Annotated in this window: 12 protein-coding genes; 8 read left to right on the forward strand and 4 right to left on the reverse strand. The window is 33.7% G+C overall.

What is annotated here, in order from left to right; genetic code table 11:
- Positions 1 to 23 precede the first annotated feature (23 nt).
- The 4 genes from AP058_RS10940 to rpe all read left to right on the forward strand — a co-directional run bounded on the left by AP058_RS10940 (position 24) and on the right by rpe (position 4,909).
- Complete coding sequence (locus AP058_RS10940) at positions 24 to 1,214, forward strand: DUF4249 domain-containing protein (RefSeq protein WP_066310469.1); 1,191 nt, start codon at positions 24 to 26, stop codon at positions 1,212 to 1,214.
- Positions 1,202 to 2,938 (forward strand): hypothetical protein, encoded by a 1,737-nt coding sequence (locus AP058_RS10945; protein WP_066310472.1) that lies wholly within the window; start codon positions 1,202 to 1,204, stop codon positions 2,936 to 2,938. Before AP058_RS10940 ends, AP058_RS10945 begins: the two co-directional genes overlap by 13 nt.
- A gap of 149 nt (positions 2,939 to 3,087) precedes the next feature.
- Positions 3,088 to 3,951 carry an RNA polymerase sigma factor RpoD/SigA gene (locus AP058_RS10950; protein WP_066310474.1) on the forward strand — a complete coding sequence of 288 codons (864 nt, stop codon included), beginning with the start codon at positions 3,088 to 3,090 and terminating at the stop codon, positions 3,949 to 3,951.
- 295 nt (positions 3,952 to 4,246) lie between these two features.
- Positions 4,247 to 4,909: a ribulose-phosphate 3-epimerase gene (gene rpe / locus AP058_RS10955; protein WP_066310476.1), complete on the forward strand. Its 663-nt coding sequence runs from the start codon at positions 4,247 to 4,249 to the stop codon at positions 4,907 to 4,909.
- 53 nt (positions 4,910 to 4,962) lie between these two features.
- On the opposite strand, the gene AP058_RS10960 is transcribed toward rpe, so the two are convergent.
- The 3 genes from AP058_RS10960 to AP058_RS10970 form a co-directional block, all read right to left on the reverse strand.
- Entirely contained in the window at positions 4,963 to 5,658 is a 696-nt protein-coding gene (locus AP058_RS10960) for a zinc-dependent peptidase (RefSeq protein ID WP_197413403.1), read from the reverse strand.
- 139 nt (positions 5,659 to 5,797) lie between these two features.
- Positions 5,798 to 6,874, reverse strand: coding sequence for a DNA topoisomerase IB (locus AP058_RS10965; RefSeq protein ID WP_066310482.1), 1,077 nt, complete (start codon positions 6,872 to 6,874; stop codon positions 5,798 to 5,800).
- 221 nt (positions 6,875 to 7,095) lie between these two features.
- Positions 7,096 to 7,899 (reverse strand): endonuclease/exonuclease/phosphatase family protein, encoded by an 804-nt coding sequence (locus AP058_RS10970; RefSeq protein ID WP_066310486.1) that lies wholly within the window; start codon positions 7,897 to 7,899, stop codon positions 7,096 to 7,098.
- Between the two features lie 518 nt (positions 7,900 to 8,417).
- On the opposite strand from AP058_RS10970, the gene AP058_RS10975 reads away from it, so the two are divergent.
- The 3 genes from AP058_RS10975 (at position 8,418) to AP058_RS10985 (ending at position 11,680) form a co-directional block, all read left to right on the forward strand.
- The gene (locus AP058_RS10975; RefSeq protein ID WP_082706636.1) at positions 8,418 to 9,470 is read left to right on the forward strand and encodes a DUF1852 domain-containing protein; all 1,053 of its coding nucleotides are present in this window, start codon (positions 8,418 to 8,420) and stop codon (positions 9,468 to 9,470) included.
- Positions 9,471 to 9,500: 30 nt separating this feature from the next.
- A complete protein-coding gene (locus tag AP058_RS10980) occupies positions 9,501 to 10,532 on the forward strand; it encodes a methionine synthase (RefSeq protein WP_066310487.1) in 1,032 nt (343 codons plus the stop codon).
- Positions 10,533 to 10,597: 65 nt separating this feature from the next.
- Positions 10,598 to 11,680 (forward strand): alkene reductase, encoded by a 1,083-nt coding sequence (locus tag AP058_RS10985; protein WP_066310488.1) that lies wholly within the window; start codon positions 10,598 to 10,600, stop codon positions 11,678 to 11,680.
- Positions 11,681 to 11,904: 224 nt separating this feature from the next.
- On the opposite strand, the gene AP058_RS10990 is transcribed toward AP058_RS10985, so the two are convergent.
- Positions 11,905 to 12,897, reverse strand: coding sequence for a bile acid:sodium symporter family protein (locus AP058_RS10990; RefSeq protein ID WP_066310493.1), 993 nt, complete (start codon positions 12,895 to 12,897; stop codon positions 11,905 to 11,907).
- A gap of 164 nt (positions 12,898 to 13,061) precedes the next feature.
- Here AP058_RS10990 and AP058_RS10995 point away from each other — a divergent pair, with 164 nt between their 5' ends.
- Positions 13,062 to 13,514 carry an Lrp/AsnC family transcriptional regulator gene (locus tag AP058_RS10995; protein WP_066310496.1) on the forward strand — a complete coding sequence of 151 codons (453 nt, stop codon included), beginning with the start codon at positions 13,062 to 13,064 and terminating at the stop codon, positions 13,512 to 13,514.
- The last annotated feature ends 155 nt before the right edge of the window (positions 13,515 to 13,669 follow it).

Below are 13,669 nucleotides of genomic sequence, written 5' to 3' on the forward strand. Positions count from 1 at the left end.
ATAATAAATTAGAATTCAAAGCAATGAAAAATCATATATTCAAAAAAATAATTCTGTTACTATTACTAAATTCGATTTTTAGTAGTTGTACAGAAACATATCCTTTGCTGTCTAATGCGTATGAAGAAGCAATAGTAGTAGAAGCTACAATTACAAACGAATTAAAGAACCAAGAAATAAAGATTTCTAAAACTAGCAAATTAGAAGAGGAAGGCATTAAACGAGAAACAGGAGCTACTGTTTCTGTGACGGATAACCAAGGAAATGTTTATATGTTTGAAGAGCAATCTGGCGGATTTTATACGTCTAGATTAGCATTTAAAGCAGAACCGAGTATAACGTATTCCCTAAACATAACAACCGCCGACGGAAAAACATACGAATCTTCTAAAGAAAACTTAACAACTGAAAATAATATAGAAAGTTTAGTGTCCGAAGTAATTACTGATGAAATGCTTGGTCGAGGTGTACAAATAAAAGTAAATAGCTATGACCCAAATACTACTTCAAAATACTATCGTTACGAATATGAAGAGACTTATAAAATAATTACTCCAAAATGGCGCGCCGAAAAATTAATAGTAACTGGGCCGCAGACTTTAGGACTTGTTAAAAATAGTACTGAAAGTAGGATTTGCTACACTACTAAGAACTCTACTGATATTATTTTGACCAAAACATCCGACTTGAAAGAAGATCGTGTCGACTTTCAAATTCGTTTTATTAGTGATCAAAATTATATTTTAAGTCACCGTTACAGTGTTTTAGTGAAACAATATGTACAAAATCTTGAATCGTACACTTTTCGCAAAACAATGAAAGAAATATCAAGTTCTGAGAGTATTTTATCACCCAAACAACCTGGTTTTATTAACGGAAATATAAAATGTACTTCTAACAGAGATGAAAAAGCAATAGGTTTCTTTGAAGTTTCATCAATGTCATCAAAACGAATATTTTTCAATTACAGTGATCTATTTCCAGGTGAAAAAACACCACCGTATTTTACAAATTGTCAAGAAGAAGAATATAAATTCTGCTTTGGATTTAGCATACCTGCCTGTCAAGGAGAAGCTTTAATTAAAGGAATTAATGGAGGTACAGTTACCTATTATTCCAATGCAGACAACACTTCTTATCAAGTAGTACCAGTGGAGTGTGGAGATTGCACATCATTTTCTAACAACGAAAAACCAGCATTTTGGATAGATTAACATATTTTATAGTACTGTTTGTGTTTCTTAACACGCAACAAATTGTTTCCCAAAAATCTATTTTAGTAGATGAAACAGTATTTCTACATGCCAATACCACAACTTTTGTATCTGGAGAAAGTTTACAATATAAAATATATTGTTTTAAAGCGTCCGATAAAACTCCTAGTTTCATCAGTAAAGTTGCATACGTGGAGCTTATTGACAGTGAAAAAAAATCTATTTTTAAAAGTAAAGTCGCTTTGAAAAACGGAACAGGAAATAGTGATTATTTTATTCCCACAAGCTTAAGCAGTGGCAATTATAAACTGGTTGCCTATACCAATTGGATGTTAAATACCGATATTTCACATTTTTTCACTGTAGACATCACAATATTCAATCCTTATGCAGCAGAAGCTTTAGAAAGAACTTTGGTTGTTGAGAAGGACCGCAAGCTGAAGAACTCCTTCAAATACGATAATTTCAACAAAAGCAGTACTACGAATAAAAGCATTACTATCAATCTTGACAAAGAGATCTATAAACCACGAGAGTTAGTTACTTTGAAAATAGAATCCGCAAATTCTTTATTTAAAGATGGAAATTATTCAGTTACAATTGTAAAAATGGATGAGCTTCCAACCATAAAACAAGCAGACGCCACTGATTTTATAACGTCACAAGGATCAACGTCTATTGATCTATACAATCAAAAAAATAAAATATATGTGCCAGAACTTCGAGGTGAAATTGTTACCGGAAAAATAACTGCAAAAAACAAAATCGATCAGTTAGAAAATATTGCGATTGCACTTTCTGTACCTGGATCCTCTTTTGATTTTAAAATTGTAAAAACAAATACGAACGGTGAATTTATTTTTGACCTTACGCCTCACTCCTTAAACAAGCAAATTTCACTTCAAATAATAGGAGAAGAGGCAAAGTTGTACGATATTAAATTAGACAAATCTCCCGAGTTAGCATATTCTAAGTTATCTTTCGAAAACTCTTTGTTCCTACCAGAAAGTAGCAAGAAAACCTTATCCAACAGATCAATAGCGAGTCAAATAAGAAATTCGTACTATGCTTCTTTTAAAGATAGTTTGCTGAGTCCAGTTTTAAAAACACCCTTCTATTATCCAACTGCTAAACCGTATATTTTAGATGATTTTACACGATTTAAAACTTTAAAGGAAACTGCTATAGAAATTGTAAAAGAGATATATTTGAAACAAGTGGACAATAACACATTTATTCACGTAAATGATCCTACTATTTTTCCTCAATTACCCGAAGCAGCATTAGTTTTAGTTGATGGAATGTATTTAAAAAATCAAAATGATTTAAATAAATACAGCATGAAAAATGTGTATAAGATAGAGGTTATCGTTGGAAGATATTATCTTGGTCCTAAATCGTTCAACGGATTGGTAAGTTTTACAACTTTTAAAAACGATTTCATTCCTACAGAAAATCAAAATTATGTCTTAAACGGAGCGATTGTGAGACCCGATCAAGAAAAAATTTATAAAAAAATTGAATACTCTACTCTTAGTCAAGATAAAAGAATACCAGATTACCGCTACCAATTATTATGGGAGCCCAATGTTTCATTAAGTAACGATACAACTCTTTTAAACTTTTATACTTCTGATGTGACTGGTAAATTTCAAATTAATATGGAAGGTTTTAATTTAAACGGTCAGCCCATATCACTTTTTAAAGATTTTGAGGTGAACTAACATTTTTAAATAACTGGGATATTTTCTTCTATTTAGAAAGATAACTTTGTCCATAAATACAATTTAATAAATTATTTTAAAAATTATGTAACTTTTTTGCAACTCGATACGTATAACTACTTGTACACTTAAAACGAGGAAGACAAAACATGAGACAACTTAAAATCACCAAGCAGGTAACTAATCGTGAAACTGCTTCATTAGACAAATATTTACAAGAAATCGGAAAAGTAGACTTAATTACTGCCGACGAAGAAGTAGAATTGGCGCAAAAGATTAAAGCTGGTGATCAAAAAGCTTTAGAGAAATTAACAAAGGCCAATTTGCGTTTTGTTGTTTCTGTAGCAAAACAATATCAAAATCAAGGATTAACACTACCCGATTTAATTAACGAAGGAAATTTAGGTTTGATTAAAGCGGCACAACGTTTTGATGAAACTCGTGGATTTAAATTTATTTCGTACGCAGTTTGGTGGATTCGTCAGTCGATTTTGCAAGCTCTGGCGGAACAATCTCGTATTGTTCGTTTGCCTCTGAACAAAATTGGTTCTATCAATAAAATTAACAAGATGTACGCTCTATTAGAGCAATCTAATGAACGTCCGCCTTCTGCTGAAGAAATTGCAAAAGAATTGGACATGACCGTAAATGATGTAAAAGAGTCAATGAAAAACTCTGGTCGTCACTTATCAATGGATGCACCTTTAGTTGAAGGAGAAGATTCAAACCTTTACGATGTATTGCGTTCTGGTGAGTCTCCAAACCCTGATAGAGAATTAATTCAAGAATCTTTACGCACAGAAATAGAGCGTTCTTTAGAAACACTAACACCAAGAGAAGCTGATGTAGTTCGTTTGTATTTTGGTTTAGGTGACCAACATCCAATGACATTGGAAGAAATTGGAGAAACTTTCGACTTAACTCGTGAGCGTGTTCGTCAAATTAAGGAAAAAGCAATTCGTAGATTGAAACATACTTCAAGAAGTAAAATTCTAAAAACATATTTAGGCTAAAAAGCTTAAAATTTGAAAGTTGAGTCTAAAGTTTTTTACTTGATGACAATTGACTTTTAACTATACAATAAACAACAGTTTGATTGACTGTTCGTTTTTTGATTGATGATTGAAACCTCGGCTGATTACCGAGGTTTTATTTTTTATAATAAAACCTCGGTCAGTTCGTGGCAAGCACTCGGGTTTCCGAGGTTTTGTTTTTTATAATAAAATCTCGGTCAGTTCGTGGCAAGCACTCGGGTTTCCGAGGTTTTATTTTTTATAGTATATTTGCAAAAATAACATAACTACACAAATGAAAAACACACTTATTGCACCTTCAGTTTTAGCTGCAGACTTTGCCAATTTACAACGTGATATCGAAATGATCAACAATAGTGAAGCTGATTGGTTTCACATTGACATTATGGATGGCGTTTTTGTTCCTAATATTTCATTTGGAATGCCTGTTTTACAAGCTATTGCTAAGCATGCAAAAAAGACAATTGATGTACATTTAATGATTATTGATCCAGATCGTTATATTAAAACGTTTGCAGATTTAGGAGCGAATATTTTAACGGTGCACATCGAAGCTTGTACACATTTGCACAGAACTTTACAAGCCATTAAAGCAGAAGGTGTGAAGGCTGGTGTTGCTTTAAATCCGCATACCAGTATTGATTTACTAGAAGATGTAATAAATGACATCGATATGGTTTGCATTATGAGCGTGAATCCTGGTTTTGGTGGACAATCGTTTATTGAAAACACGTATGCCAAAGTTGAAAAATTAAAAGCCTTAATAGTTAAAAAAGGAGCTTCTACATTAATTGAAATTGATGGTGGTGTTACCAATAAAAATGCCAAGCAATTAGTTGAAGCTGGAGCTGATGTTTTAGTAGCTGGAAGCTATGTTTTTGGAGCCGCAGATCCCGTAACGACTGTTGCAGACCTAAAAAAACTAACTTCATTTTAATAATCTCCAACATAAATAAAAAGCCCGAAGAGACAAATCTTCAGGCTTTTTATTTATTGTATTTCCTTATAGTTTAGCATTCTTTTTAGACGCTCAAATAATTCTGGGAACTCGGATTTAAAAACGTTCGGAGTTTCAAAAAAATGCTCCAACAGAACTGCTAAAAACTCAAACTTATTAGTATAAGCATATGCCCGGAAATAATTTTTTACGCGAAGCGCATTTAAAAAATCTTCATTATCAAAATACTTCACGACAAAATTAAATTCTTCATGAAAAATCATTGCACTCGCGTCTTTACTTTTAAGCGCATGAAACAGTAATGCATGAGTAAACTCATGTAATCCTAAGTTAATATTATCCTTCACTTTGTGACCACTTAAAAAATCCTCCCAAGAAAAAACAATTAGTTTCATTCTCGGATTAAATTCTCCTTTATGATACGTGTCATTTATGGTGGAATAATAAGTAGACGGATAAATAATGATCGTGTTAAACATGGTAGTACGGTAATTTCGCATTCCAAACGTCAATACCACGTACGTTGCAGCAATAAGTGCTTTCATTTCGTAATTCACCAAAATTTCTTTACCTACAAAGGAATAATTCTGAATAAATTTATCTACTCTTTTTTCGAAATAAATTTTTTGTCTACTTTCAAGATTTCGATAAAAAATAAATTCTTTTTCTAAGATACTTACTAATTTTAAATTAGAGTCGAATCCAAATAAAAAAGGATTCCAATGCAAAAACAATGGTCGTTTATGTAACCGTATATAAATGGGTTCGACGATTTTTAGAATCACAAAGAATCCAAAATAAATTCCGAATAAAATATAAACAAAAGTCATTACCATAGTACTGACCAAAGTAGTTAAAAACTTATTTCTAACCTAAAACAGCTGCTATTTTTTCCGTGTTGAGTAATTTTATTAATGCTTTCTCTTCTGGGTTAAGTTTTGAATTTGCCGTTGATCTTTTGGGCTTATAGTTCCAAATTGTACCATTCTCAAAAGACGCAATAACCGTTGGATGCACGTAATACTTTTTACAAACTGCACGCGTGTTCCCTAATTGATGAGAAACCGTATCCAATACAGCCACTATTTTCTTATTACAATCACTCGCTGTCGCTGGTTTTTCTTCATTCAAAAAACTACACAAAGCATTCAAACTTCCAGCCCATGCTCTAAAGTCTTTAGCTGTAAAATCTAATTGAGTAATTTCTTTGATGTAGTTATTTACATCTGCCGAACCAATGCTGCAATGATTCCCGTTATCATCATAATACTGAAAAAGTTCTTGTCCTGGAATATCACGACAACGTTTCACTAATCGTATCAGCCTTTTATTCTTTAAACTAATTTTATGTTTCACCCCTTTCTTACCAGTAAATTCAAAGAACAATTGTCCTTTATTAAACTTGGCATGTCGGTCTCTCAAAGTTGTCAAACCAAAAGATCCGTATAACTTTTTATAGGCTTCATTTCCTATTCTAATGTTAGTTACCTCGATCAATTTAATTACCAAAGCCACCACCTTTTCATAAGGCATACCTCTTCTGTTTAAATCCTTATCGAGTTGAGCTCTAATGTTCGGTAATACTTTGGCAAACTGTCGAAGTCTATAAAACTTTGATTGATTTCGAATTTTATTCCAGTTCGTATGGTATTTATACTGTTTTCTGCCTTTAGAATCTAAGCCCGTTGCTTGTAAGTGTCCATTTGGATAGGGCGAAATCCAGACATTTTCCCAAGCTGGTGGAATAATTAATTTTTGAAATCGAGTCAATAAATCGGCATCTTCAATAATTATTTCTTCGGCATCTTTATAGATAAAAGTTTTTCCTTTTCTAAGTCGAAAAAAGCCACGACTAACATCTGAAAAATAACGCAGTCCTACTACCTTGGCCGACTGTTTTGGATCATCCACAATTTTTTGTAATTTTTTCTCTAACCGACACATAATCCTATACTTTAAAAATAAACTTAAATGTAAGTTGATTCTAACTTTAAAGTTTTACATAATTTAGGATGGGAATTCTAAAATTGCTTCTGTTAAAAAAAAAGATAGTAGAACGAAAAATTATATATCATTGAAAATATTCACATAGAAATTTGATTACTCCCAATTTAGAATAAGCTTCTTTTCATTGTCATAGTCATTCTACATATTCTATCTTCCAACTACTTTAAAATAATTTCCGCCCATATTGGAATATGATCTGAAATTTTTCTTGCTTCTTGCAAAGTACCGAAAATTTTGAAAAATGGAATTATTCCCGCGCTTTTAATGGTAATTTTTAAGTCGTTGTAGAATATATTATCAAACTCTGAAGCCAAACATTGACTATCAATACAGCTTTTCTTTAAAGAAGTCTTTTGCCCTACTAATACTGGCTTGTATCCCATTTTATTTAAAGGATTGAAAACAGTATGCGATTGTGGACAATTGAAGTCACCCACAAAAATTAAATTTAAAGTTGGATATTGAAAAGGTAAAAATTTAAAAAACTTGATTTCTCTTTCAGGTTGCTTATTCTTGGTTATCGCGTGAAAGTTAACGACTGTAAACTGTTTCTTCTTATATTGAAAAGTTGCATAAAATGGTTCTCTGTCAATTTCTAAATTATATTTTTCTTCCAACCAAGGCTTTCCAACTAGCTTAATTGTAGTATTCTTCCATAGAAACGCGTAGCGTTCCGTTTTGTAAGCGCTACTACTTGTGGGATCACTCACTATGTAATTCCACTTAGTTCCTCCTCTATTCAACTCGTCAGCAAGTCTTGCTATTGCTTGAGTACCACCAAAACCAGCAACCACTTCCTGAATGGCTACGAGATCAAAATCACTAATTGTATTTGCAATGAAACTTATTTCTTGATCGGACTTCGACTTGCCAATATTCTCAATATTCCACGACACCAGTTTAACTTGGGCATTAATACAAAATACTACAAGCAGACAAAATAAATTAAAAAGGATTTTCATAGGAGATTATTCGAACAAGTGTTTTGTTAGACAACTAGCAAAAATAGACAAAATCAGCTTAAGTCTTTGTTTGAGAATTAGTGTGCTAAAACTGGCAAAATAAAAAGCCTTTAACTACAAATATACATAAATGCTTTTTGTGACCCTGAAGATCCAAAATTCGAACCTTTTTATGCAAGATTTGCAAATTATAAATGACATTTAATCTTCGAATTAAATGTCAATATAAATATGGGATGTCCTGTTGGGGTTGATAAAAAAATCTATCTTAATTTTTAATCTATCTTAAAGAGAATTCGCCTTCGCTTTCTGTGGCACTTTTGGAGGCAAATCTAGAATGATATCTAAGTTCTTTAAAGAGAAATCATCTGTTTTCTTTATTGTTCTATTTGTAAAAAGATTAATTATCTTAAAAATAATCTTAAAAAAGATTAATTATCTGAATTTCAATATAAATATAAATAATTCATCTTTTATTTTCAATTTTGTAAGGTAAAAAAACTAAAAAGTGTTATCAGATGAAAGCGAACATACAAGAAGATTCAAGAATAAATGAAAAGAAAGACATTGCAAACGTCCAGAATACTATCAAGAATGAATTTGTGTTCGCTCTAAAGAGCACTTGTTTAGATGAAAACTATCACCCCTCAAGTAAAACACGTCTGACTACCAATTTTGCAAATTTGGCTAGAGGAGAAAATCGCCAGCAAAACTTGCGTAATGCCTTAAATATGATTAACAATCGATTCAATGCATTGGCTCATTTGGATAATCCAAAAGGAGATCGTTATCTCTTAGAACTTGAAATCATGACGGTAACGATGAATATTGATAATAAAAATGATGTTGACAATCTGCCGATGATTGAAGTTTTAAAAACGAATATTTTTGACCGTAAGACTAACCGGTATATAGATGGTGTTGCCGGAAATAATTATTCTTCTTACGTACGAGATTATGATTTCAGTTTTTTATTGATCGAGCACAATAAAAACAAATCTAGTTTTTGTGTTCCTGAAAATTTTGGTGATTTACACGGTAAACTTTATAAGTGCTTTGTGAGTTCAGACACTTACAAAGAGCATTTTAAAATGTCACCAATCATTTGCCTAAGTGTATCGAGCAACAAAACGTATACTCGCACTGAGTATCAGCATCCAGTTCTGGGTTTTGAATATCAACAGGATCAGTATTCTCTTACTGATGAATATTTCTCTAAAATGGGCTTAAAAGTTCGTTTTTTTATGCCTCCGAACAGTGTGGCGCCGATGGCTTTTTATCATTCAGGAGATTTACTTACTGATTATACTGATCTTGGACTGATCAGCTCAATCAGCACGATGGAGACTTTTCAGAAGATTTATCGCCCTGAAATTTACAATGCAAATTCAATAGCTGGTAAAATCTATCAACCTAATCTTAAACACGAAGATTATTCACTGACTCGCGTAGATTATGATCGCGAAGAGCGCAGCCGACTGGCTACTGAACAGGGTAAATATGCTAAAGATCATTTCATCAAGCCTTACAAGCATATTCTTGAACAGTGGTCAGCTAATTTCACTCTTTAATTAAATCCTACACTTTAAAATTATTTTATCATGAAGAAAATATTGTTACCAACCTCTATTGTTGGAAGTTTACCTAAACCTGCATGGCTTGCACCACCCGAAAAACTTTGGTCTCCTTGGAAATTAGAAGGCGATCAGTTATTAGAAGGAAAACAAGATGCTTTGCGCATTGCGTTGCACGAACAAGAATTAGCAGGTTTGGACATCATTTGCGATGGTGAACAAACACGTCAGCATTTTGTAACGACTTTCATCGAGCATTTAAGTGGTGTAGATTTTGAAAATCGTAAAACTGTGAGAATTCGTGACCGTTATGACGCGAGTGTTCCTATGGTTGTAGGTGATGTTGCACGTCAAAAATCTGTTTTTGTGGAAGATGCTAAATTTTTACGCAAACAGACCAATAGGCTTATAAAATGGGCATTACCTGGTCCCTTGACTATGGTAGATACATTATACGATGGCCATTACAAAAGCAGAGAAAAATTGGCTTGGGAATTTGCGAAAGCACTAAATGAAGAAGCCAGAGAACTGCAAGATGCAGGGGTAGATATTATTCAATTTGATGAACCTGCATTTAATGTATTCTTTGATGAGGTAAATGATTGGGGAATGGCAACATTAGAAAAAGCCATTGAAGGTTTAAAATGCCAAACGGCAGTACATATTTGCTATGGTTATGGAATACAAGCTAATAATGACTGGAAAAAAACATTGGGTTCAGAGTGGCGCCAATACGAAGAAATTTTCCCTAAAATTCAAAAATCTAAAATTGATATTGTGTCATTAGAATGTCAGAACTCAAATGTGCCTCTAAATTTAATGGAACTTATTCGTGGTAAAAAAATAATGGTCGGTGCAATTGACGTGTCAAAGAATACTATCGAAACACCTGAAGAAGTAGCTAATACGTTACGTAAAGCGCTAGAGTTTGTGGACATTGAAAATCTTTTACCTAGTACAAACTGTGGTATGGCTCCCTTATCCCGCAGTGTAGCAAGAGGTAAGTTAACTGCTTTAAGCGCAGGAGCGGAAATTATCCGTAAAGAACTTGGTATTTAAAATCATAAATTGAGGTTTATTTACCAATCTTTTAAACAACCTTACCAATTTTTAGTGATAGCAATATGAGACTTTTAGAAAAAACAGAATTAGGAGGTATCAGCCTAAAAAACAGAATGGTTATGGCAGCGATGACAAGAGGCCGTACAGATACAAATGGCTTGGTTGGTGAGATGACAATAGAATACTACACCCAAAGATCAGGCGCAGGCTTGCTGTTTACCGAATCCATTAGGATCAGTGAAGAGGCTACTGGCAGTCCACTTACTCCTGGTATTTTTACGCAGCAACAAATAGAAGCCTGGAAGAAGGTTACAACGTCGGTACACGATAATGGCGGTGTTATCATAGCGCAGCTTTGGCACACTGGTCGTGTAGGGCATTCTGTAGACAGGAACGGAAAGCTGCCTTTTGCGCCATCACCCTTGCCTATCACAGGAATGCAGCATTTCACCTCTGATGGCATGAAGGATTATGAAATACCTCAGGAAATGACAATTCCGGAAATCAAACAGACCATTAAGGATTTTGGTCAAGCCGCAAAAAATGCCATAGCGGCAGGTTTTGATGGGGTTCAGCTCCACGCTGCCAACGGTTATCTTCCTAACCAGTTCTTAGCTGAAAGTGCCAATCAAAGGACGGATGATTACGGAGGTAGTATCCCAAACAATGCCCGATTCATACTGGAGGTGATGCAGGAATTAATCAGTGCTGTGGGTAGTGAAAAGGTAGGTATTAAAATATCTCCTTTCAATCCCTATGCAGCTATAGTGCTGAATGACCCTGTCGCTACCTATAATTGTCTTATTGAAGAATTGAACAAGTTAGACTTTGCGTATGTAGAAATCATGCGTCGAAGTCCCTATTCTGCTTCGTCTGAAAATGATGGCACCCACAATGAGATGGAATTATTTGGTAGAAAGATTCGCCACATCGTGATTGCGAATGCAGGCTATGACAAAGTTTCCGCCGAAGCCGAACTTGAAAAAGGCATTGCAAAGCTGATTTCCTTTGGCAGATTATACATCGCAAACCCTGATCTAACTGAACGCTTTGAAAAAAATGCTTCACTTAGTGAGCCAGACAGGACAAGAATTTATGGTGGTGGCGAGCAAGGTTATACAGATTATCCGTTTTGTAACGAATAGAATTTCACACAAATAAAGGATAACTAAAACAATAGTAATATTGTGAAGTAAACCTTATCGAATAAATTTAAATTGAGCTATTAAGTAAAGCAGAATAGCTATTTTATACGCATTTTTTAAAAATTAGTGACTTCTTTTTCTGTTATAATTAAATCCCCAAAAGATCGAAAGCTCTTTATGGGGATTTTTTACCTAAAATAAAGTTGGCAAAGACCATAACAAAATTATACATCTTTTCGTCGAGCCATACGCTGAGCGATGATGCTGGCGGCAATCAATTGCAAGGCATGGTAAAGCATGAGTGGCAACAATATAATACCAGTGATGGTACTGTGTTGAAACAGCACTTTTGACATCACAGTTCCGTGTACCAATGACTTTTTAGATCCGCAAAACAAGACAGTAATACGATCTTCTACTGAAAAGCCTAACAACCGACTGATTATTCCAACACAAAAGAATACGGCAAAAAATAAGGTCATCATCCCTGCAGCGAGTCCAGCAAGTTCAAGGGCGGTGAAGCCATCAAAAATATGTTCGGAGAATGACTTACAAAACGAGGTATAAATGATGGTAAGAATTACTGCTTGATCGAAATATTTGAGTTGTTTCTTATATTTTTCGGCAACGGCACCAAAACGGGAGTTAAGGCTGATTCCAATAATAACAGGCAACAAGACTTGAAGAATCAACTTTGTGAAGATATGAGTAACATCAAAATCGCCTGTTGCAGAAGCGATGAACAACCCAACCCACAGCGGCGTAACCACTACTCCGATCAAACTAGAAATACTCGAATTGAAAATAGCTGCAGGGATGTTCCCCTTGGCTATGGAAACCATGACCACGGAAGACGAAACTGTAGAAGGTAAAGCTGCCAGAAAAAATACACCCAACCAAAGCAACTCAAAGTCGGTATTGACGAACAAGGGACGAAATGCCAAAACGATGAGCGGAAAAAACAAAAATGTTGTCAACTGTACGACAATGTGCATTTTCCAGTTAACAAGCCCAGCTTTTAATTTTTCAACACTCAGTCGCAATCCATAAAATAAGAAAATAAACGACACGCCTACATTAGCTATTTCCTCTAGGGAAACAGGTTCTTTTACCAAGCCTGGCATCGGCAAAAAATAAGCCAACAGAATCATGGTACCTATCATTAACAGGAAACCGTCGAAACCTACTTTACTTAATATTTCTAACAACTTTTTCAATGTGTTTTTACTATTTTTTAGATTTTTATGCTACAAAAGTAAGTTTTGCAGGTCATTAAATCTTCTATTTACTTAAAATAAGGTTCCTGTTTTTATTTTTATTACATTTGAAGATTAATATTCTTTTTTATGAATTAATCTAACCTTTTTAAGTAAAATATTCCATGGAGCAGATAGACGAAATTGATCTTCAATTATTAAATATTCTTCACAATAACTCCAAATATACGGTTAAGGAGCTTGCTAAAATGGTAAATCTTTCTTCATCACCTGTTTTTGAACGTATTAAAAGATTAGAGAAAAACGGTTATATTAAGAAATATATAGCCCTGCTGGATGCAGAAAAATTAAATCGAGGATTTATCGTTTTCTGTAATATCAAACTTAAACAGCATGATAAAAATATCGGGAATCAGTTTGTTAATGATATTATGAAAATAGAAGAAATTGTGGAATGCTATAATATCGCAGGAGATTACGATTTTTTAATGAAAGTCTCTGCCAAAAATATGAAGCATTATCAAGATTTTGTATTTAATAAATTAGGAGCAGTTAAAAGCATAGGCAGCACCCATAGTACATTTGTCATGGCCGAGATAAAAAATATGTATGGATAGTTCCGCTAGGATTGATTTATTTGAAAGTGGAAAAGTGGACATGCAAGTGAATATTGGAGATAAAATCAATAAGGTATTATATAAGTTATCATCTTTTAAAGCCGACTTTCGAATCATAATTATTCTATTAATTAGTTAAAAAAAATGAAGGAATT

It is taken from the genome of Flavobacterium sp. TAB 87, from assembly GCF_001529295.1.
In the GTDB taxonomy this organism is placed as follows: domain Bacteria; phylum Bacteroidota; class Bacteroidia; order Flavobacteriales; family Flavobacteriaceae; genus Flavobacterium.

Excerpts from the sequence above, each read along its gene's own strand:
- AP058_RS10940 (WP_066310469.1), top strand. The coding sequence starts at position 24 with ATGAAAAATCATATATTCAAAAAAATAATTCTGTTACTATTACTAAAT.
- AP058_RS10950 (WP_066310474.1), top strand. The coding sequence starts at position 3,088 with ATGAGACAACTTAAAATCACCAAGCAGGTAACTAATCGTGAAACTGCT.
- rpe (WP_066310476.1), top strand. The coding sequence starts at position 4,247 with ATGAAAAACACACTTATTGCACCTTCAGTTTTAGCTGCAGACTTTGCC.
- AP058_RS10965 (WP_066310482.1), bottom strand. The coding sequence starts at position 6,874 with ATGTGTCGGTTAGAGAAAAAATTACAAAAAATTGTGGATGATCCAAAA.
- AP058_RS10970 (WP_066310486.1), bottom strand. The coding sequence starts at position 7,899 with ATGAAAATCCTTTTTAATTTATTTTGTCTGCTTGTAGTATTTTGTATT.
- AP058_RS10975 (WP_082706636.1), top strand. The coding sequence starts at position 8,418 with ATGAAAGCGAACATACAAGAAGATTCAAGAATAAATGAAAAGAAAGAC.
- AP058_RS10980 (WP_066310487.1), top strand. The coding sequence starts at position 9,501 with ATGAAGAAAATATTGTTACCAACCTCTATTGTTGGAAGTTTACCTAAA.
- AP058_RS10985 (WP_066310488.1), top strand. The coding sequence starts at position 10,598 with ATGAGACTTTTAGAAAAAACAGAATTAGGAGGTATCAGCCTAAAAAAC.
- AP058_RS10995 (WP_066310496.1), top strand. The coding sequence starts at position 13,062 with ATGGAGCAGATAGACGAAATTGATCTTCAATTATTAAATATTCTTCAC.